Annotated in this window: 18 protein-coding genes; 5 read left to right on the top strand and 13 right to left on the bottom strand. The window is 68.0% G+C overall.

Features of this window, described 5'->3' with window-relative positions; translation table 11 throughout:
- Positions 1 to 137 precede the first annotated feature (137 nt).
- Positions 138 to 578, bottom strand: coding sequence for a pyridoxamine 5'-phosphate oxidase family protein (locus G3I17_RS29065; RefSeq protein ID WP_164600788.1), 441 nt, complete (start codon positions 576 to 578; stop codon positions 138 to 140).
- Between the two features lie 55 nt (positions 579 to 633).
- On the opposite strand from G3I17_RS29065, the gene G3I17_RS29060 reads away from it, so the two are divergent.
- Positions 634 to 1275 (top strand): helix-turn-helix domain-containing protein, encoded by a 642-nt coding sequence (locus tag G3I17_RS29060; protein WP_164600787.1) that lies wholly within the window; start codon positions 634 to 636, stop codon positions 1273 to 1275.
- A gap of 342 nt (positions 1276 to 1617) precedes the next feature.
- Here the strand turns inward: G3I17_RS29060 and G3I17_RS29055 are convergent, their stop codons facing one another.
- From G3I17_RS29055 to G3I17_RS29010, 10 genes are all read right to left on the bottom strand, one after another.
- On the bottom strand, positions 1618 to 3258 hold the full coding sequence (locus G3I17_RS29055; protein ID WP_164600786.1) for a cation acetate symporter: 1641 nt from the start codon (positions 3256 to 3258) through the stop codon (positions 1618 to 1620).
- Complete coding sequence (locus tag G3I17_RS29050; protein ID WP_164600785.1) at positions 3255 to 3596, bottom strand: DUF485 domain-containing protein; 342 nt, start codon at positions 3594 to 3596, stop codon at positions 3255 to 3257. The genes G3I17_RS29055 and G3I17_RS29050 overlap by 4 nt, the downstream gene beginning before the upstream one ends.
- Positions 3597 to 3679: 83 nt before the next feature.
- Positions 3680 to 4453, bottom strand: a complete 774-nt coding sequence (locus tag G3I17_RS29045; protein WP_164600784.1) for a class I SAM-dependent methyltransferase — start codon at positions 4451 to 4453, stop codon at positions 3680 to 3682.
- A gap of 38 nt (positions 4454 to 4491) precedes the next feature.
- Positions 4492 to 5235, bottom strand: coding sequence for a glycosyltransferase family protein (locus G3I17_RS29040; RefSeq protein WP_203590907.1), 744 nt, complete (start codon positions 5233 to 5235; stop codon positions 4492 to 4494).
- A complete protein-coding gene (locus G3I17_RS29035; RefSeq protein ID WP_164600782.1) occupies positions 5232 to 6062 on the bottom strand; it encodes a hypothetical protein in 831 nt (276 codons plus the stop codon). The genes G3I17_RS29040 and G3I17_RS29035 overlap by 4 nt, the downstream gene beginning before the upstream one ends.
- The gene (locus G3I17_RS29030) at positions 6062 to 7447 is read right to left on the bottom strand and encodes a hypothetical protein (protein WP_203590906.1); all 1386 of its coding nucleotides are present in this window, start codon (positions 7445 to 7447) and stop codon (positions 6062 to 6064) included. Before G3I17_RS29030 ends, G3I17_RS29035 begins: the two co-directional genes overlap by 1 nt.
- Complete coding sequence (locus G3I17_RS29025) at positions 7444 to 8568, bottom strand: DegT/DnrJ/EryC1/StrS family aminotransferase (RefSeq protein WP_239063019.1); 1125 nt, start codon at positions 8566 to 8568, stop codon at positions 7444 to 7446. Before G3I17_RS29025 ends, G3I17_RS29030 begins: the two co-directional genes overlap by 4 nt.
- Positions 8569 to 8573: 5 nt before the next feature.
- On the bottom strand, positions 8574 to 9557 hold the full coding sequence (pseB, locus tag G3I17_RS29020) for a UDP-N-acetylglucosamine 4,6-dehydratase (inverting) (RefSeq protein ID WP_164600780.1): 984 nt from the start codon (positions 9555 to 9557) through the stop codon (positions 8574 to 8576).
- 73 nt (positions 9558 to 9630) lie between these two features.
- Positions 9631 to 10071 (bottom strand): type II toxin-antitoxin system VapC family toxin, encoded by a 441-nt coding sequence (locus G3I17_RS29015; protein ID WP_203590905.1) that lies wholly within the window; start codon positions 10069 to 10071, stop codon positions 9631 to 9633.
- The gene (locus G3I17_RS29010; RefSeq protein ID WP_164600779.1) at positions 10061 to 10288 is read right to left on the bottom strand and encodes an AbrB/MazE/SpoVT family DNA-binding domain-containing protein; all 228 of its coding nucleotides are present in this window, start codon (positions 10286 to 10288) and stop codon (positions 10061 to 10063) included. Before G3I17_RS29010 ends, G3I17_RS29015 begins: the two co-directional genes overlap by 11 nt.
- A 65-nt stretch (positions 10289 to 10353) precedes the next feature.
- Here G3I17_RS29010 and G3I17_RS29005 point away from each other — a divergent pair, with 65 nt between their 5' ends.
- Positions 10354 to 11388 (top strand): hypothetical protein, encoded by a 1035-nt coding sequence (locus G3I17_RS29005; protein WP_203590904.1) that lies wholly within the window; start codon positions 10354 to 10356, stop codon positions 11386 to 11388.
- Here the strand turns inward: G3I17_RS29005 and G3I17_RS29000 are convergent.
- Both G3I17_RS29000 and G3I17_RS28995 read right to left on the bottom strand, forming a co-directional pair.
- Positions 11373 to 13577: a hypothetical protein gene (locus tag G3I17_RS29000; RefSeq protein WP_203590903.1), complete on the bottom strand. Its 2205-nt coding sequence runs from the start codon at positions 13575 to 13577 to the stop codon at positions 11373 to 11375. The genes G3I17_RS29005 and G3I17_RS29000 overlap by 16 nt on opposite strands.
- Before the next feature lie 49 nt (positions 13578 to 13626).
- On the bottom strand, positions 13627 to 16083 hold the full coding sequence (locus tag G3I17_RS28995) for a hypothetical protein (protein ID WP_164600778.1): 2457 nt from the start codon (positions 16081 to 16083) through the stop codon (positions 13627 to 13629).
- Between the two features lie 54 nt (positions 16084 to 16137).
- Here G3I17_RS28995 and G3I17_RS28990 point away from each other — a divergent pair, with 54 nt between their 5' ends.
- Genes G3I17_RS28990 through G3I17_RS28980 form a run of 3 tightly spaced genes read left to right on the top strand, consistent with a single transcriptional unit; the run spans position 16138 to position 19060 of the window.
- Entirely contained in the window at positions 16138 to 17133 is a 996-nt protein-coding gene (locus G3I17_RS28990) for a glycosyltransferase family 2 protein (RefSeq protein WP_164600777.1), read from the top strand.
- Positions 17134 to 17144: 11 nt separating this feature from the next.
- The gene (rffA, locus tag G3I17_RS28985; protein WP_164600776.1) at positions 17145 to 18299 is read left to right on the top strand and encodes a dTDP-4-amino-4,6-dideoxygalactose transaminase; all 1155 of its coding nucleotides are present in this window, start codon (positions 17145 to 17147) and stop codon (positions 18297 to 18299) included.
- A complete protein-coding gene (locus G3I17_RS28980) occupies positions 18296 to 19060 on the top strand; it encodes an N-acetyltransferase (RefSeq protein ID WP_164600775.1) in 765 nt (254 codons plus the stop codon). The genes rffA and G3I17_RS28980 overlap by 4 nt, the downstream gene beginning before the upstream one ends.
- The last annotated feature ends 34 nt before the right edge of the window (positions 19061 to 19094 follow it).

Here is a 19094-nt window from a genome sequence, read left to right as displayed (position 1 = left end):
AGTGAGGGCGCAAGGGACTACGGCTGCCAAGAAAATTGCACGATGCCTACGGAAGTTACGTAAGTTTGCTGATTTCTTGCACAGCGCTGGCTTATTGTTACGGCAGCGCTACGCGAGCGTCAACGGTTCATGACGGCTCAATCGGTCGAGGTGTCCGAGCTGAGCCAGCGGGTGGGGCGGAAGGTGAAGAGGGTGACGAGGTTCTCCGGGTCGCCGAGTTCGGTCTGGACGTAGCCCTGGGCGTGTTCCTCGGGCATGTAGCGGCGGGCGATCGTCAGCATCTGCTCGTGGGTTGGTTTGGTGGTGGAGACGAGCTCGGCCTCGACGGTCACGTACGCCGGGGGCATCTGCTCGCGCTGGACCACGAGGGTCACTACGCCGGCCGCCTTGATCCGGTCGATCCGCTTCGGGGTGCGGCGCTGGGTGCCGGTGAACATGGTCAGCTCGCCGCCAGGCTCGTACGCGTAGAACGTCGGGACGCTGGTCGGTGCACTGCCGGGCTCGCCCGCCACGCTCAGGACGCCCACATGGGTGTCGGCCAGGAACTCTTCTCGCTGCTGCTTGCTCATCTTTGCCATGCATCAAGCTTCATAAAAACAAGTAAGCTTTGTCAAGGGGAGTAAGGTGGGGAATATGACGACGAAGACCTACGGCCAGTACTGCGGGGTCGCCCGCGCGCTGGAGCTCGTCGGCGAGCGCTGGGCGCTGCTGATCGTGCGCGACCTACTGGTCGGCCCGAAGCGCTACACGGACCTGCGCGCCGGCCTACCGAAGATCCCCACCAACGTCCTCGCCACCCGGCTGAAGGAGCTGGAAGCCGCGGGCCTGGTGGTCCGTACGGTCCAGCCGCGCCCGTCAGGCGCGATCGTCTACGAACTGACTGGGTATGGCGCCGACCTGGAAGATGTCGTCCTGGCCCTGGGTCGCTGGGGTGCCCGCTCCCTCGGCGACCTCCGCCCCGACGAGATCATCACCCCCGACATCCTGGTGATGGCACTGCGCTCCACCTTCCACCGCGGTGCCCGGAAGGCGAAGTACGAACTCCATTTCGGCGACATCGTCATCCACGCCCTGATCGACGCCGACAACCTGACGGTAGGTCTCGGCCCCCTCGAAGGCGCGGTGATCCTGGAGGCCTACGCCCCCATCGCCCCCCTCCTCACTGGCGCCATCAACGGAGCAGCGGCCCTCAAATCCGGCCTGATGAAAACCTCCGGCACAGCCAAAGACCTGGACCACTTCGCCGCGGCCTTCCCCATCGGCCCGCCCGCCTAGCCCCACCCGTACTCGCGTCGCGTGCTGGAGCGTTGACCCGACCCGACCCGAACCACTAGGAGTGGAGCGCCGATGCATGCCGACTCGTGCTGCGTCGGAAGGCAGGCGGGCCGCCAACTTTGTGCACCGGCTGGGCAAACCCGACTGGCCCCGACGCTCATTGGGTGCACAAAGTCGCCGGATGGACGGCTCGCCGCCACAGGAGTCGACATCCGTTTGCGCTCCCCGCAGCGGTTCGGGCGGGAGCAACGCACCGCCACCCGATGCGAGTAAGGGTGGGGCATACACGCCAGCGCGCCCGCAGCACCAGGGTGCCGCGGGCGCGCGTAGTACTGCGGGACGCTAGTGCTTGCCCGGTCCCTCTGCGCCCGCGCCGGTGAGGGCTCGGACTGAGAGTTCGTTGTAGCGGTCGGCGCTGGTCTTGTCGCGGCCGATGAAGGTGCCGATGACGCCCAGGAGGAAGCCCAGGGGGATGGAGACGATGCCGGGGTTCGACAGTGGGAACCAGTGGAAGTCGGAGCCGGTGATCATCGAGGTGGGCTTGCCGGAGACGACTGGGGAGAAGATCACCAGGACCACGGCGGAGATCAGGCCGCCGTAGATGCTCCAAACTGCGCCTGAGGTGTTGAAGCGGCGCCAGAAGAGGTTGAAGAGCAGCGCCGGGAGGTTGGCCGAGGCAGCGACTGCGAAGGCCAGGGCCACCAGGAAGGCGATGTTCAGCTTCTGGGCCGGGATCGCCAGACCGATCGCGACCGCGCCGATGCCGACGGCGGCGAAGCGGGCGACCCGGATCTCGTTCTTCTCGGTCACCTTGCCCTTGGCGATGACGTTCACGTACAGGTCGTGCGCGAACGACGAGGCCGAGGTCAGCGTCAGGCCGGCCACTACCGCGAGGATCGTCGCGAAGGCCACCGCCGCGATCAACGCCAGCAGGATCGCGCCGCCGAGCGAATCGGCACCACCGCCGACCACCTCTGCGAGCAGTACCGACGCGGTGTTGCCCTTCGAGGCCGCGACCGCGCTGTCCTTGCCGGTATCGAGCAGTGCTGCCGCGCCGAAGCCGAGCGCCAGCGTCATCAGGTAGAAGGCGCCGATCAGGCCGATCGCCCACTGCACCGACTTCCGCGCCGAGCGGGAGTCCGGCACGGTGTAGAAGCGGATCAGGATGTGCGGCAGGCCCGCAGTACCGAGGACCAGCGCGAGCCCGAGGGACAGGAAGTCGATCTGCCCGGTCAGGTCCTTGCCGTAGAGCAGTCCGGGCTGCAGGAACGCCTCGCCCTTGCCCGAGTTGGCCGCGGCCGCGCCGAGCAGCTTCGACGGGTTGAAGTCGAACTTCAGCAGTACCAGGAAGGTGATCAGCAGCGTGCCGGTCATCAGCAGCACCGCCTTGACGATCTGCACCCAGGTGGTGCCGCGCATGCCGCCGATGGTCACGTAGATGATCATCAGCGCGCCGACGAGAACGATCACGCCGGCCTTCAGACCCTCGCTCTTCACGCCGAGCAGCAGCCCGACGAGCGAGCCCGCGCCGACCATCTGGGCGAGCAGGTAGAAGATCGACACCACGATGGTGGAGGACGCGGCCGCGGTACGGACCGGGCGCTGCTTCATCCGGAAGGCGAGCTGGTCGGCCATCGTGAACCGGCCCGAGTTGCGGAGCAGTTCTGCGACGAGCAGCAGCGCGACCAGCCAGGCGACCAGGAAGCCGATCGAGTACAGGAAGCCGTCGTACCCGTACAACGCGATCTGCCCCGAGATACCGAGGAAGGACGCGGCGGACATGTAGTCACCGGCGACGGCGAGGCCGTTCTGCGCGCCGCTGAAGGAGCGGCCGCCGGCGTAGTAGTCGGCGGTCGTCTTGTTCTGCCGGGACGCCCACCAGGTGATGTAGAGCGTCACGGCAACGACCGCGGTGAACAGCGAGATGGTGAGCCCCTGGTTGCCGGGCTCGGCGTCGGCGAGCGGGATGAGCAGAGTGTTCACCGGCGGCGCTCCCTCTTGTACTTGGCGTTCAGCCCGCTGGCCAGCGGGTCCAGCTTGCGGTTCGCGAACCGGCCGTAGATCGCGGCGATGGCGAAGGTCGAGACGAACTGGAGCAGGCCGAAGATCAGCGCCACGTTGATGTGCCCGATCACCTTGTGACTCATGAAGTCACGCGCCCAGTTGTTACAGGCGACATAGGCCAGGTACCAAACCATGAACGCGACCGTCCACGGCACGACGAAGTTCTTGTACCGCCGTTTCAGCCGCTGGAAGTCCTTCGCCTCGTACACGGCCTCATACGCACGAGCTTCCCGCTCGTGCCCAGTTTCCTCAGTCATCTGCACCCCTCAGTCCGGAACGCGAACAAGGGCACGTTAGCGGTTGGTTGGGCTTTTGTGACCGAAAGCAACAAAATCGTTTTTCAGGCCATCGTGCGGCGGTAGTTGGCCAGATCGCTGGGGCGGGTCCGGTAGCAGTTGGTGAAATACGGCATCCGCAGCGGCTCCGGCGGCCGGGCCGTGCCGTCGTAGATGGCGTCGACCTGCTCCAGCACCGACTCCCGCCGCGACTCGGTCAGTACGGCGACCCGCGAGTGCGACTGGGCGAGCTGCTTGAGGCCGGTCCGGTCGAGGTCGTGCCAGTGCCGGAACCGCGCCGTCTCGACCATCGAGAACAGGTCGGACTGGAGCAGCGTCGGCATCGGGTCGAACTCGTCGTTGCCGGCCAGGAAGTCCTCGCCGATCATCGCCCGGTGCAGCCGGCGGACCCACGGCACCACCGTGTCGTAGTTGTTCCAGAGCAGCCCGAGCACGCCGTGCGGGCGCAGCACCCGGGCGATCTCGGGCAGGGCGCGGGCGTGGTCGAACCAGTGGAAGGCCTGCCCGACGATCACCGCGTCGACCGAGGCGTGTGCCAGCGGGATCGACTCGGCGGCGCCGACCATCGTGTCCACGCCGGCCAGTTTGCGGCAGACGGTCAGCATCTCCTCGGACGGATCGACCGCGACGACGTCGTGCCCGAGCGCGGCGGCGACCTGGGCGAGCTTGCCGGTACCGGCCCCCAGATCGAGGATCTGCAGCCGCCCGGGACCGAGGATCCAGGTCAGCGCGGCGGCAGGGAACGTCGGACGGCCCGCGTCGTACGCGGCCGCGACGGCGCCGAAGGCGTACGCGCGTTCTGAGTCATCGGTGGTCATCACCGCAAATCATGCCGTAGCGACCGCCTTGCGGGGTGTTACTCGCCGAGCTTCTTCTGCTCGATGTGCGCGTTGAGCGCGGTAAGTTCGGGATGTTCGGTCAGAATGCGGACCAGATCCGCGCAGTGGAGGGTGCCCGCGTCGTGCTCCTCGTACAGCGCGGTGAGCAGCTGCCGGTCGTCCTCGGTGTCCAGGCACAGCCGGTACTGCGAGCCGTTGCCGCCGCTCCAGGCCACGTTCTGCAGCCGGATATCCCCGGGCCGGTTCTGGTGCAGGTACGACGTGACGTGCTCGCGATCGGCCTGGAGAGTCGCTTTCGCGTCGGCCTCCAGCAGCCGCGCGGTCGAGAACACCTCGTAGTCCATCCCGCGGGGATAGGTCCGCTCCAGGCAGTTCGACAGGTACAGGCTCTCGTCGCCCTCCGCGCGCCAGCGGTCGACGCCGGTGGCAACGACCTCCGCGTCGATCAGCGGGCAGTCCGAGGTGACCCGGACGACCCCGTCCAGCCCGTACTGCGTGGCGGCGCCGGCGAATCGGGACAGGACGTCCTCCTCGCTGCCCCGGAAGACCGGCAGGCCGAGCTTCTCGGTGAGGATCACGATCGGGTCGTCGTCCACGTTGGTGGTGGTCGCGACGATCACCGGCAGCCCGGTCGCCGCCAGCCGCTCGACGTGGTGCTCGAGGTAGCTCCGGCCGGCGGCGGTGAGCAGCACCTTGGCCGGTAGCCGGGTGCTCGTCGCGCGAGCCTGCGTGATGATGCCGATTTTCCCCGTGTAGGTCACTGAAATGCCTTCTTGGTCGTCCATTGGAACATTTCCCGGATCTCCGCCGGGTGGGCGAGGTTCTCGACCCCGAGCTCGGTGTCGGTGAACTCGCGGGCCAGCTCGAGCGGTACGTACGGCTGGTCCAGCTCGGGCCACAGTCGCTTGATCCGCGCCTGACCGCCGAACGAAGGGTGCTCGTCCTCCAGCAGCATAGGGTCTCCGTAGACGCCGGGCTGCAGGCCGAGCGACGCGCCGTACAGAACCGCGGAGCTGAGCCGGTTGGAGGCGACCCGGCGGTGTCTGCGGATCTCCTTGAGCTGCTTGAGCAGGAAGTCCTTGTCGGTCTTGCGCCAGTGCAGGCCGCGGTAGCCGTGCGTGATGACGCGGAAGCCGGCCTGCTCGTAGACCTGCCGGATGGCCGGGTTCTCGTACTCGTTCCAGTACAGGCAGACCGTCACCGGGCCCTGCTCGTGCTCGTTGATCGAGGCAACGATCCGGCCGTGGTCGCCCAGGACGTGCTGGCCTTCCCAGCCGTGGAACGGGTAGAAGATGGTGCCCTGAGCATCTTCGGCGGGCGTCGCCAGCTCGGGGTGCACGCGCAACAGGTAGAGCCAGGGCGCGCCGATCACCGACTGGTTGCGAAGCCCCATCGAGAAGCCGCGCCGCCGGACGCTGTCCGACCAGACGAACTTGGGCATCCCGGCGACGAAGGCGGTGTTGTACGCGAACCCGTCGAGGATGTTCCAGCCGTGCTGGAGATAGCCCCAGATCCGGGGCGAGCCGCGCAGCCCGGCGTACGCGGCCATCACGTGCGCGTGGCCGTAGAAGTGGTTGGCGTGGTGCATCAGAGCCGCCGGAGCCGCTTCACGATGACGCGAGCCGGGTTGAGCACCGCATGACCGATCCGGTACGGCCGGGACCGCCGGATCCCGTCCAGCTGGCTCTCGAACCAGGTCGCCTGCTCTCCTGCGTCGGCGAGCTCTTGGGACAGCCGCGCGATGGTGGCGAGCTGTTCGGCCTGACCCTGTGGCCTGAGGTTGTCGAGGGCAACGGTCAGCTCGCCCTCGACTTCGAGGCCCGCCATCGAGGCGAGCCGTGCGGTCAAGGCTTGAGTGTCACCCGACCATGGTTGCCGAGAGCCCGCTTCCTGCGCCCGCCGGACGAAGCGTGCCAGGTGCTCCACGGCGCCACCGGAAACCACCACGCCACTACCGAACAGCCGGTATTTTGTACCATCCGCGATCACGTTGTCCGGCGAGGCGATCGCTGCCGACTCCGGATCCAGAGAATGCACCCAGGTGACATACGCAGGAACCGCACGCCGGAGTGCTGCCTGGTCGTCGAGCTTCAGTGCCGCCAGCAACTGTTCTTCCAGCAGCACGCCGTTGCCGGTCGGAATCGCCTTGCCTGGGAGGGTTTCAGGGGTCTTGTCGCCGACAACGAAGTACCAGACCGGCGCCAGCTCGCGACCGAGTCCGGCGGCGACGGCGTCCTGGATCAGGCGATAGGGGTCCATCAAGGTCGGTCCGCTGTAGCGCGCGGCAACAGACCTGGCGATCGCGGCGGCGGTCAGCGGGCCGGTCGGGTCGAGCAGAGCGAGATCGGCGGAGACCAGGTCGGGATAGGCGCAGTAGAGGGTGGTACCGGCGGCCAGAGCGCCGAGCGCGGTTCGGATGGCGGCCAAACCGATCGGTGCCGCGAGGGCGCCGTCGACAACACTCGGCCAATCCGCGTTGCGGGGGACCGCGGCGGTGACGTCGGGCTGGATCAGCCGCTCGATACCGAAGGCGTTCTCGGCGGCGAGCAGCAGTCGCCCCCGGGGAGCCATCCGCGCCTTGAGCAATGCGAGAGCATCGGTCCAGCTCATCGAGGGGGTGTCGGGGCCGACCAGTCGCGGCAATCCGTCGAGCGCCACGACCACGTCGTACAGGTCGGTGCCGGTGAAGCGGTCGAGGGCGCCGCAGTAGACGCGGCCGCTGACGACGCGGGCGATCTGCTCGGCGTCGGGTGCAGAGCGGACCAGTACGTCGACCGTGGTGACCTTGGTGGCGATCAGGTCGAGTAGTTGCAGGGAGTGCGGGCCCGCGACGAGCACCTTGTCGGTCGGCCGCAGCGTGGCGTCCAGCAGCGCCGCCGTCGCCGGGCCGCCGGTCGCCGGGCGTCCATCACTGGGACGCAGGTCGGACCAGTTGAGCATCTCTGCCCCAACCATCAGCAGGCTAGTAGTCACCGCACCAGTTTCGTCAGCGTCTCGATCACCCGGTCGACGTCGGCGTCGGTCAGGTCGGGGAACATCGGCAGCGAGAGCTCCTCGCGGTAGAACTGCTCCGCGTTGGGGCACAGGCCACGCTGGTACCCCTGTTCGGCGAAGACGGGGTGCCAGTAGACAGGAATGTAGTTCACCTGGACGCCGATCCCGGCAGCGCGCATCCCCTCGAACACCTCGCGGCGGCGATCGCCGAGCACCCGGACGGGGTAGAGGTGCCAGGCGGGATCGACACCGGCGCGCTGCACCGGCGTACGGAGACCGTCAACTGCACCGAGGGCTTCGTTGTACTTCGCGGTGAGGTCGGCCCGGCGCTGCTTGAAGGCCGCGAGCCGGCGCAACTGGGACAGGCCGAGCGCGCAGGCCAGGTCGGTCAGGCGGTAGTTGACGCCGAACTCGTGCACCTCCTGGTGCCAAGGGCCCTCGTCGGTGATGGTGAACCGCGCCGGATCGCGGACCAGGCCGATGAAGTGGAACTCGTGCACCCGCTGGGCGACCGCCGGATCCTTGGCGACGACGGCGCCGCCTTCGCCGGTGGTCAGGTTCTTGGTCGGGAAGAACGACAGCGTGGTCACGTCGGCCAGATCGCCGACCGGCCGGCCCTGAGCGAATCCACCGACCGAGTGGGCCGCGTCGTCGAGGGTCTTCGCCCCGACTCGATCCGCGATGGGCTGGAGAGCGTCGTAGTCCGCTGGGTGGCCGGCGTAGTCGACCGCGGCGATCACCTTGGTGCGATCCGTGGTGAGCGCGTCGACGGCGGCCGGGTCGATCAGCGCGGTGTCCTCCTCGACGTCGGCGAAGACGATCTTGGCGCCGAGGATCGCGGCGGACGACGCGGTCGCGACGAACGTCATCGGCGTCGTCACCACCTCGTCGCCGGGGCCGACGCCGAGACCGGCGTACGCCATGTGCAGGGCGGCGGTGCCGGAGGTACAGCTGATCGCGCGGTGGCCGCCGGTGAGCTCGGAGATCGCGGTCTCGAAGGCGGTCACGGCCGGGCCGGTGGTGAGCCAGTCACCGCGTAGTACGGCGGTGACGGCTTCGATGTCCTCAGCTGAGATCGACTGGCGGCCGTACGGGAGCATCACACTCAAGCTTCCTCGAGCAGGATCTTGCGGATCTCGTCGATGGAGTACCACTGGTCGTTGGTGTTCGAGGCGTAGTGGAAGCCGTCGGTGACCGGGATCCCGGCGGCCGGCGCGAGATAGCCCCAGCTGGCCAGGTCGGGCTGCAGGACGAAGCGGTTGCCGAGCGTCAGCGCGCGGCGGCCTTCCTCCGGGCTGATCATCTCCTCGTGCAGCTTCTCGCCCGGGCGCAGGCCGACGTCGTGCATGGTCGCGCCGGGGGCGATCGCCTCGGCCAGGTCGGTCACCTTCATCGACGGGATCCGCGGTACGTACAGCTCGCCGCCGGTCATCAGCTCGAACGAGTCGACGACGAACTGGACCGCCTCCGGCAGCGTGATCAGGAACCGGGTGCAGCGCAGGTCGGTGATCGGCAGCGACTGGCCGGCCTCGTGCAACGCGCGGAACTTCGGGATGATCGAGCCGCGGCTGCCCATCACGTTGCCGTACCGGACCACGCTGAACCGGGTCTCGTACGCCGCCGCGTAGTGGTTGCCGTTGATGAACAGCTTGTCCGCCGTCAGCTTGGTCGCGCCGTACAGGTTGATCGGGCTGGACGCCTTGTCGGTGGACAGCGCGACGACGCGCTTCACGCCCGAGTCGATCGCCGCCTCGATCACGTTCTGCGAGCCGATCACGTTCGTCTGGACGAACTCCCACGGGTTGTACTCACCGCTGTCGACCTGCTTCAGCGCGGCCGCGTGCACGACGTAGTCGACCCGGTGCATGGCCCGCATCAGCCGGGCCCGGTCCCGCACGTCGCCGAGGAAGAACCGCAGCCGGGGGTCGTCGCCGAACGCGGCCCGGACCTCCCACTGCTTCAGCTCGTCGCGGCTGAACACGATCACCCGGCGCGGATCGAGCTGCTCGAGCGCGTGCCGGATGAACGCCCGGCCGAAGGACCCGGTACCTCCGGTGACGAGAATGTCGGAGCCGGTGAGGATGGACACGTCAGACCCTTCTGAGCCACATTTCCGAACCGCGCGATCACACCGCGCAACTCCGTACCTTAGCTTCCCCCACCTAGCCGGGCGTCACCAGTTCGATGGTCGGGAAATAGGTCTGGAAGCGGGCTGTGTCGCGGGTGATCAGCCGGTGCCGGTTCACGGCCGCGTGGGCGCCGATGTAGAAGTCGGGCAGTGGTGAGCTCTTCGCGCCGCCTCGGCTGCGATAGGTGACGAATGCCCGGGCGGCCAGGAAGCCCGCTGGATAAGGCAGCGCCTCGCGGCGGAAGTCGGCCGCCGGCAGCGCCGTGTCGACGTCCTCGATCCGGTCGAAGCCGGCGCAGACCTCCGCGTAGATGATCGGGTTGATCACCAGATCGCCGACGTCTCTGGCCCCCGCGACCGCGGTGGCGGACCAGTCGGCCCACTCCGCGTCGTCGGTGAGGATGTCCAGCAGCACACAGGTGTCGACCATGGTCGACACCTGTCGGACGGATTGCAGCAGGCGGTCATTCGCCACGCAGCAACTCCATCAGTTCCTCGGTGCTTTTGCCGGACGTCGCTCTGCCGCGCATCTCGCGGACCAGCCGCTGGCCGTGCGTCTCGCTGCCGTGGGCCCGAACGATCCGCAGTGCGGTGCCGTCCTCGATCACCTCGAGCTCGTCGCCCTCGTGGAGGTGATGCTTGGCGCGCAGCGCGGCGGGGATGGTGACCTGGCCTTTGCTGTTCATTCGCATGTTTCCTCCTCCGTATTACGTGCCCTACGTATTACATCGTACTCCGGACCGGATACCGTCTTGGCGTGGATCGGGTGTGGCGGGTCGGGGTCAGGTGTGATGTCGGCGTGCGCCGTGGGATCGGGCACGTGATGCGGAGTTTGGCGTTCGCGGAGGAGTTGCGGGGGCGGGGAGTGGAGGTGGTGTTCGTCTGCGACAGCCCGAGTGTGCCGTGGGCTGATGAGCAGATCCGGTCCAGGGGGATTGCGGTCGAGGCGGCTGTGTGGACGCCGGCTGAGCATGTGGAGCTGGTGGAGCGGCTGCGTCTTGATGCGGTGGTGTTCGATTCGTATGACCTGCCGGGCGAGGTGTTCAGCGCGGTACGGCGGTCCGGGGTGCCTACGTTGGCGATCGTGGACGGCGATCTGCGCGGGGGCGATGCCGATCTGCTGGTGGATCAGAATCTTGGGGCCGAGTTCGACCGGCCGGTACTGCCCGAGGGGGCTGTGAGACTGGCTGGGCTCGACTACGTGTTGCTGCGGGAAGAGGTGCTCGCGCTGCGGCCTTCGGAGCCGCCGGTACTGCGTCCAGCCGGGGTGCCGACGGTCTTCGCGTTCTTCGGCGGCACTGACGCCTACGGAGCCGGCCCGTACGTCGTACAGGCGCTGGCCGCGACCGGTGTGCCGTTCGAGGCGACAGTGGTTGCGCCTGGCGAGGAGTTGGCTGCAGCGATCGCCGCTGTACCGCTTGAAGCACAGCAGCGGGTGCACGTGATCGGGCCGACGTCAGAGCTGGCCAAGGCGGTAGTGGAGTCGGACCTGGTCGTTAGCGCTTCCGGTACGTCGACCTGGGAGCTGCTCTGCCTGGGGGCCACGGCTGGCCTGGTGTGCGTGGTCGACAACCAGGAGATGGGCTATGAGCGTGCAGTGGCCACCGGTGCAGCGGCAGGGGTCGGCACACTCGCCGAGTTGAAGTCGGATCCGACGGCTGCGGTCGCAGTGCTACGGAAGCTGCTCACCGACGCGCAGGAGCGGGCGCAGCTCGCCCAAGCCGGATGGAAGTTAGTAGACGGTCAGGGAAGAGCACGTGTCGCGGATGCACTCATTCATCTGATCTCGTAGATCGTGGCGTCGAGGGTCGCGTGCCTCAGTCGGACGAACTGCTTGAGCTGCGGCGACACCTCGCCCGCGCGGTTGTCGGCGTACAGCCACCGCACTCCCAGCTTGCGCAGCCGGTCGATCACGGCCTCCGACGGCGAGGTGAAGGTGGCGTCGTTCGCGGCGAGCTGATCCTTGTTCCAGTACGGGACCGTGCTCGGGTCGGTGCCGGTGGTGGCCGAGATCCGGCTGGACCTGTTCGTCCGTACCCACCCCTCGATCAGCACCTGCCGCTCGGACAGTGCAGCGATCCAGAAGTGCCGGCTGTCGCACGTGTCGCCCTGCATGGCGATGCAATGTGCGTTGGTAGCGATCAAGTCGTCGCCGGGGGCGTTCTCCTTCAACCACCGAGCTGCATCCGCCTCAGCCTCGGTCGGCCCATCTCGGCCAGGCCGCCCGTACACGACATCGCTCGCCTGCCCGGACACCAATCCGATCAACGGCAGCGTGGCCGCACCGACCATGCAGGCAGCAACGAGAGCGGCGAAGAACGCCGTCGGCATCCGGCCACCGCGGCCGACCTTCCAGCCCACTGCGACCAGCAGCCCCACGGCGAGCATCGCCGCGACGGTCCAGATCAACGGCTCCTTCACACCCTGCAGATCCGCGGCACCCCAACGCGCCAAGCCACAGCCGACCAACCCGAGCCCAGCGGCCACAGCGACGAGTACTGCGCTCCGGCGGTCGTCCAGCCGCTCGGCCAGCCGAGCCAACCCCACACACGACAGCACCGCCAGGAACGGGAACGCCATCCGGTAGAACGACAACGGCTGGTTGGTCAGTAGCGCAGCCGCGAACCCGCCGATCGCGACCCCGGCCACGAAGATCCCACCCGGATCCCGCCAGAACCGCCGCAGGAACAGCACCCCCGCGACGGCGAGCCCCCAGGCCACGAGGATCGCCACCGCGCTGATCAGCTCGGCCCGCTGATCCGTCCCAACCGCCGCCCGGATGGACTGGTACGGCGGCAGTTCCGTGAACAGGTCGCCGAACTTCACCTGCAGCCCCGACGACTCGCCACCGAAGACGACGATCGCCGACCCGACGAACAACCCCAGTGCGATCAGTACGCCGAAGAAGGCGTTCCGCGTCGACCGGCGAAACAGGAAGACCAGCAGGAAGCCGCAAACGGCCATCGGCAGCACGGTCGCCTTGGCGCCGGCCGCGGCCAGCGCCACCAGGAGCAGCAGCAACCAACGGCTTCGCGGCGACTGCTTCCGTAGTACGTCGATCGCCACCGCGGTCAGTACGAGCGCGAACATCAGGCCCATGTTCTGCGTCGGGCTCAGATAGGCCCCGGCCGCCATCGAGACCCCGCCGACAGACAGATCGTGCAGCGGCTCCAACGCGCCACCGAGCCCCGCCACCAACACGGCGAGCGGCCCCACCCAAAAAGCGCTTGGCTCCACGAAGCGTTGCGTCACCGCGAAGACCAGCGCACACCCCGCGAGCGCGAACGGCAGCCACACCAGCGTGTAGGTCAGCTGGGTGAGGTCTACCCCCGTCGCCCACGACGTCGCCGCGGTGACCTGGTGGAAAAACGTGTGGAACCTCATCGGCTCGCCACCGAGCCACAGCGGCACGATCGGTACGTCGGCCTTCGCGCTGGCCGCGAGCGCCTGGTGGAACGCCATCCCCGGATCGCTGACCAGGGGATCCGTGTACGCCGGTGCGTACCGCTCCGGGCCCTTGCGGTAGATCGCGAAGAGTACGAGCGAAGTCGACAGCGACAGCAGCCAGGCGGTCCATGGCGCGAGCGGAGCCTCGACCCGGCGCCAGACCCGGTTGCGCACGTCGTGATCCAGCATGCCGAGGATGAGCACGATCGGCGCCCAGCCCCACGACCAGCGCTGCAGCCCGACGGAGGCACTGGCGAGGTACACGATCAGCTGGGCGGCCGTCCCGACCGCGAAGCCGGCCGCGAAATCCTCCACCAGGTTGCGCCGGTACGCGCCGATCAGCCGCCACAGCACCAGCCCCGGCAAAGTCACGCCGGCCAGCAGGAACAGGCCGAACTTCGCCACGTCGAACACCGGTGCCCGGGAGATCAGCAGGACCAGGACCAGCATCAGCACCGGCAGCGCCGCCATCCGCCCGGCCAGAGTGCCGGAGCCGGTTTCCTTCGGCCCGCGCCGCCGAGCCCTGGAGTGCATGCGGTCACCCTAATGCCGCAACGGTTCCAATGCGTAGGCGGAACGTCACTCAGGGGAGTTCGTAGACAAGGGCGTCGGGAGCCCGGAAGCGCAGCGTGGCAAGACTGTTCAGAGTGCTTGAGACGATCGTCTGAGTCGGGTCGGCGTAGAGCCAGCGGACGCCGTACTTCTCCCGCAGCACCCGCAGGTTGTCCCGGGTCGGCGCGAGGAAGACGATGTCGTTCTCGGCCAGCCTCGGCTGGTCCCAGAACGGCAGTGAGTTCGGGCCCATCCCGGTGCCGGCGACGAGGTCGTTCAAGGTGTTCGTGTAGGCCCAGCCCTCGATCAGCACGTGCCGCTCGGACAGCGCCGAGATCCAGAAATGCCGGGCGTCGCAGCCCATCGTGTTCTTCATCGCGCAGTGCGCGTTGGTCGCGATCAGCTCACCTGGCGCCGCGTGGTCGCGCAGCCAGATCGCCGCGTCGGCCTGGCTCTTCGTCGGCCCGAGCAGCTGCTTGTCCGTCTGCGGCGCGAGTACGGCCGGCTTGTACTCCGCCATGGCCTGCATCGGCAGGAACAACCCGGCACCCATCCCGGCGAGTACGAAAGAGGCGAGCGTGATCCGGGTCGGCCGCCCGCGCCGGTGGCCGCCGAGTTTCCATAGGACCGTGACCACCGCCGCGACCAGGAGCAACAACCCGATCGTCCACACCCACGGACCGATCAGCCCGTGCAGCGAGCCGTCGGGCCGCCGGAACGGTTGAGCACCTGACCTCACGATCGCCCGGGCGGCCGCGGTCGCGCCGATCCCACCGAGGACGGAGGCGAGCACGATCAGCTCGGAGCGTTTGTCGGCGAACCAGAAGACCAGCATCCAGACGCCGGCCGCCGACAGCGCCGCGATCACCGGTACCGCGGTGCGGTGGAAGTACAGCTGGCTGGTCCCCGGCTGGTCGGTCAGGATCATCGCGCAGAAGCCCGCGATCGAGATGCCGACCAGGAAGATCATTCCCGGGTCGTGGAACCAGCGGGCCGCGGTACCGCTGAGGATGATGAGCCCGGCCGAGCCGAGGACCAGGCCGAGACAAGCGGTGATACCGCTGATCCACATCGCGCTGTGGTCGAACTGCCCCGACGGCAGCGGGTCGGCGATGAACGGGTAGATGCCGATCTTGGCGAACGTCACCCAGGGCTTCACCGCGAGCCCGGACGAGTGCATGCCGAAGACCACCACGATCGAGGCCGCGAAGATGCCGCCCAGCACAGCCGAGATGAGCAGCGCCACCCCGGACAGCCGGCCGTAGCAGAGCCGGACGAAGACGACCAGCGCGAGCCCGCAGATCACCAGCGGCAGCACGGTCGCCTTGGAGCCGGACCCGGCCGCGGCGATCACGACGAACAGCAACCACGAGGAGGGCGCGCTGCGGTCACGCAGGAGATCGATCCCCATGATCGCCAGCAGCACGATCAGCGCGCCGCCGAGGTTCTGCGTCGGGCTGCCCCAGACGTAGTTCAGCAGGCCCTCGGACAGCAGTGAAGCCTGTGGATAAGCGCTGACCGTGCCGCCGATGGATGCGACCGCTATCGCGAGCGGGCCGGCCCAGCGCGAGCTCGGAGCCAGCCGGTCGGTGAGCACGAAGATGAGGACGGTCCCCGCGATCAGCAGTGGTACCCAGCCGATCGTGTAGACGAGGTCGGTGAGGTCCACCCCGGTCGCCCAGGACGTGGCGGCAGTGAACTGGTGCCAGAAGTAGTGGTAGTCCATCTGCTCGCCGTTGACGTACGGCGCCTGCAGGGGGAAGTCGTACTTCGCACTGGCCGACAGTGCCTGGTGGAACGCCATGTCGGGCGAGTTGGAACGGGCATCCGTGTACGGCGCAGGCAGGAGGTTCCGGTAGCGCCCAGTGCCGTACAGCGGGAGCGCACAAGCCAGGACGATGAGCCAGGCGGTCAGCGGATGCACGGGACGCTCGACCTTGCTCGTCACCCGCCGACGCCAGGCCGGTACGGACACAGCGACCAGCAGTACAGGCGCTGCCCAGAGCCAGGCCCATTGCTGTAGGCCTAGCGGTGAGACGGCCAGGTAGACCAAGAGTAAAAGGGAGACGCCGACCAGAGATCCGGCCGCGACGTCCTCGATCAGGTTGTGCCGGAACGGGCTGGCCAGCCGCCACAGCACGAAGCCCGGCAGCGTGAGCCCGAAGACCCAGAAGCGGAGCAGCGCCACGATGCTGTCCCCGGACGCGTGCCCGGCCATCAACCAGATCGCCAGCCCGGCCAGCGCGACGCCGGCACCGGCCTTCACCAGGCGTGCGGTCAGCGTTTCCGGAGCCTGTCGCGCCGGTGCTTGCGGCGGCCGGATGACGGACCGCAGCTTCCGCGAGGCCCGCAGCCGGACGGCTTCCCGGAGCCGGCTCTCCTCGATCTCGCGCGCTCGTTCGAGCTGACGGGCGGTCTCGCGCCGCTGGGCTGCCTCGCGCCGACGATCCGCGAGGCTGCCAGGCGCATCGCCCGTCACGATTGACACCAGCGCAGCCTAGCCGCGTCGCGCGCCGAGTAATCTCCCCGCAAGGAGGTCCGCATGCCAACCAGCCAGCCTGTGTTGTCCGTCGTCGTGCCGATGTACGACGAGGAAGAGGTGCTGCCGATCTTCTTCGAGCGGATGCATCCGCTACTGGACGGACTGGGGATCGCCTACGAGGTCCTCGTCGTCGATGACGGCAGCCGGGACAAGACGGCCGCGCTGGTCACCGACGCGACGGCCGACTGGCCGCAGCTCCGGCTGGTCCGGTTGCTCCGCAACTCCGGGCACCAGGCCGCCTTGTCGGCCGGCTTCCGTAGGGGGCGCGGGGAGTATCTCGTCACCATCGACGCCGACCTGCAGGATCCACCCGAGGTCATCGCTGACCTGCTGGCCACTGCTCGCGACAAGGATGTCGACGTCGTCTACGGCGTACGGTCCGACCGCTCGAGCGACTCATGGCCGAAGCGGACGACAGCTCGGATGTACTACCGGCTGATGTGCCGCCTGGTCGGCAAGGAGATCCCGTTCGACGCCGGCGACTTCCGGCTCGTCTCGCGGCGGGTGGTCGACGCGGTGAACGGGTTGCCCGAGGACGGCCGGGTGTTCCGCCTGGTGATCCCGTGGCTGGGCTTCCCGAGTGCCGAGGTCGCCTATGTGCGAGCGGAGCGGGCGGCCGGCGTGACGAAGTACAACTGGTCGAAGATGTTCCGGCTGGCCTTCGACAGCGTGACCGCGTTCTCGGCGGCACCGCTCAGGCTGGCCACCTGGCTCGGGTTGCTCGGTGGACTGCTGTCGTCGGGGGTGGTGGTCGCCGCGCTGATCATCAAGCTCGCAGGCCGGAGCATTCCGGGCTGGACGTCGACGGTGCTCGCGGTGGGTGTGATCGGCGCGATCCAGCTGCTCTGCCTCGGTCTGCTTGGGGAGTACGTCGCTCGCTTGTTCCAGTCGAGCCAGCGCCGGCCGCAGTTCCTCGTCGGCTACGACAGCCTCGAAGACCCCGGCCACCACAGTTACGCCGAGGCGATCGAAGCCCAGGAAACAGACCAGCGGTAAGCTCCTCGTCCATGCCGGAGCTGTCGCCGATCCCGTTCGTCAAGGCACACCTGGCGGGTGATGAGCTGGTCTATGTGAGCCGGTCGTTCACCTCCGCCGAGGTCACCGGCGACGGCCCTTTCACCGCCCGGGCGACCGAGCTGGTCACCAAGCTCACCGGCGGGATTGCGTCCCTGCTGACCACCTCGTGCACGCATGCGCTGGAGATGACCGCGTTGCTGCTCGACCTCGCGCCGGGCGACGAGGTGATCATGCCGTCGTTCACCTTCGTCTCGACGGCCAACGCCTTTGTACTGCGCGGCGCGGTGCCCGTCTTCGTGGACATCCGGCCGGACACGCTGAACCTGGACGAGACCCAATTGGAAGCCGCTGTCACCGAGCGGACCAAGGCGATCGTGGTCGTGCACTACGCCGGGGTCGCGGCTGCGATGGACGAGGTGCTGGCCGTCGCGGCGAAGTACGGGCTGGCAGTGATCGAGGACAACGCGCACGGGCTCGGTGGGACGTACCGGGGTCGCCCGCTCGGCTCCTTCGGGCTGATGGCGACGCAGTCGTTCCACGGGACCAAGAACGTGCACTGTGGCGAGGGTGGCGCGCTGGTGCTCAACGACGCCGACCTGGTCGCGCGGGCCGAGGTGATCCGGGAGAAGGGCACCAACCGGAGTCAGTTCTTCCGCGGTCAGGTGGACAAGTACCGCTGGGTCGACGTCGGGTCCAGCTATCTCCCGGCCGACCCGCTCGCCGCCTTCCTGACGGCCCAGTTGGAGCAGTTCGACCGGATCCAGGCGCCACGGCACGCGATCTGGCAGCGGTACCACGAGGAGCTCGCGGTGTGGGCCGCATCGCGCGGGGTCGGCGTACCGACCGTGCCGGCGGAGTGTGTGCACCCAGCGCACCTGTACTACCTGGTGATGCCCTCGTATGAGGACCAGCAGGGCCTGATCGAGCACCTGCGCGAGCTCAACATCAGTGCACCGTTCCACTACCTTCCGCTGCACTCGTCGCCGGCCGGTGAACGCTACGGCCGCGTCGGACCCGGTGGGTGCGAGGTCACCGAGCAGGTCAGCGGCAGACTCGTCCGGCTGCCGCTGTTCAGCGAGCTCACTTCGGCTGAACAAGCTCGCGTGATCGAAGGCGTGCAGTCCTACTCCCTGGTTGCAGCATGAGCTGGTACGACGCCCTGGAGGCCGGCGAGCTGACCAGTAGGCCAGGGGAGTACGACGCGAAGCGCTTCGGTGTCTCGGTCGACCGCATCTCGGTGTCGGCCTCAGCCGGTACGCCGCTGGAGGAGGTGCTCGCCGCCGTCGGCAAGTCATCCGCCGACGTCGTCGTACTGCGCTACCCCGCGCGAGAGGTGACCTGGTTCGCGTCACTCGCCACTGGCTCGCGGACGGCGCTACTGGCCGACAGCCTCGTCTACTGGTCGCTCCCAGTCGGCAAGGGCCGCCGCCCTGCGCCACTGGCCGGGTTTCACGCGAGCCTGGAGAAGACGCTCGACGACGACCTCGTGGACGACCTGGTCGGCGACATCTTCGGCGACTACGGGAACCACTACTGCGCCAACCCACTGTTCAAGCGCTCGGAGGCGCTGGCGGGATACCAGGAGTGGGCGCGACGCAGTGTGGCCGACACCGGGGCCGTCGTACTACGCGGGCCCGATCGCCGGGTGCTCGCGCTGGCGACCATCGACCAGGAACGCTCGTGGACGGAGGTCCAGCTTGCTGGCGTAGTACCGGCTGAGCAGGGGCGTGGGCGGTACGGGCATCTGCTGGCCGCGGTCGAGGATTCGAGCACGACCCGGCGGTTGGTGATCTCCACGCAGGGGCATAACACCGGTGTCCAGCGAGCCTGGGCCAGATATGGATTCGAGCCTGTCCACACCCTGCTGACAGTGCACTTAGTAGCCGACCGGTTACTGCTAGCATGACGAACCGGATTGACTGAGCCGAGGAGATAGAAGC

The organism is Streptomyces sp. SID13031 (assembly GCF_010548305.1).
Classification (GTDB): domain Bacteria; phylum Actinomycetota; class Actinomycetes; order Propionibacteriales; family Kribbellaceae; genus Kribbella.
This window is presented reverse-complemented; position numbering and strand designations above follow the sequence as displayed.

Excerpts from the sequence above, each read along its gene's own strand:
- G3I17_RS29060 (WP_164600787.1), top strand. The coding sequence starts at position 634 with ATGACGACGAAGACCTACGGCCAGTACTGCGGGGTCGCCCGCGCGCTG.
- rffA (WP_164600776.1), top strand. The coding sequence starts at position 17,145 with ATGCCGGAGCTGTCGCCGATCCCGTTCGTCAAGGCACACCTGGCGGGT.
- G3I17_RS29035 (WP_164600782.1), bottom strand. The coding sequence starts at position 6,062 with ATGCACCACGCCAACCACTTCTACGGCCACGCGCACGTGATGGCCGCG.
- G3I17_RS29065 (WP_164600788.1), bottom strand. The coding sequence starts at position 578 with ATGGCAAAGATGAGCAAGCAGCAGCGAGAAGAGTTCCTGGCCGACACC.
- G3I17_RS29045 (WP_164600784.1), bottom strand. The coding sequence starts at position 4,453 with ATGACCACCGATGACTCAGAACGCGCGTACGCCTTCGGCGCCGTCGCG.
- G3I17_RS28990 (WP_164600777.1), top strand. The coding sequence starts at position 16,138 with ATGCCAACCAGCCAGCCTGTGTTGTCCGTCGTCGTGCCGATGTACGAC.
- G3I17_RS28980 (WP_164600775.1), top strand. The coding sequence starts at position 18,296 with ATGAGCTGGTACGACGCCCTGGAGGCCGGCGAGCTGACCAGTAGGCCA.
- G3I17_RS29010 (WP_164600779.1), bottom strand. The coding sequence starts at position 10,288 with ATGCGAATGAACAGCAAAGGCCAGGTCACCATCCCCGCCGCGCTGCGC.
- G3I17_RS29050 (WP_164600785.1), bottom strand. The coding sequence starts at position 3,596 with ATGACTGAGGAAACTGGGCACGAGCGGGAAGCTCGTGCGTATGAGGCC.
- G3I17_RS29000 (WP_203590903.1), bottom strand. The coding sequence starts at position 13,577 with ATGCACTCCAGGGCTCGGCGGCGCGGGCCGAAGGAAACCGGCTCCGGC.
- G3I17_RS29025 (WP_239063019.1), bottom strand. The coding sequence starts at position 8,568 with ATGCTCCCGTACGGCCGCCAGTCGATCTCAGCTGAGGACATCGAAGCC.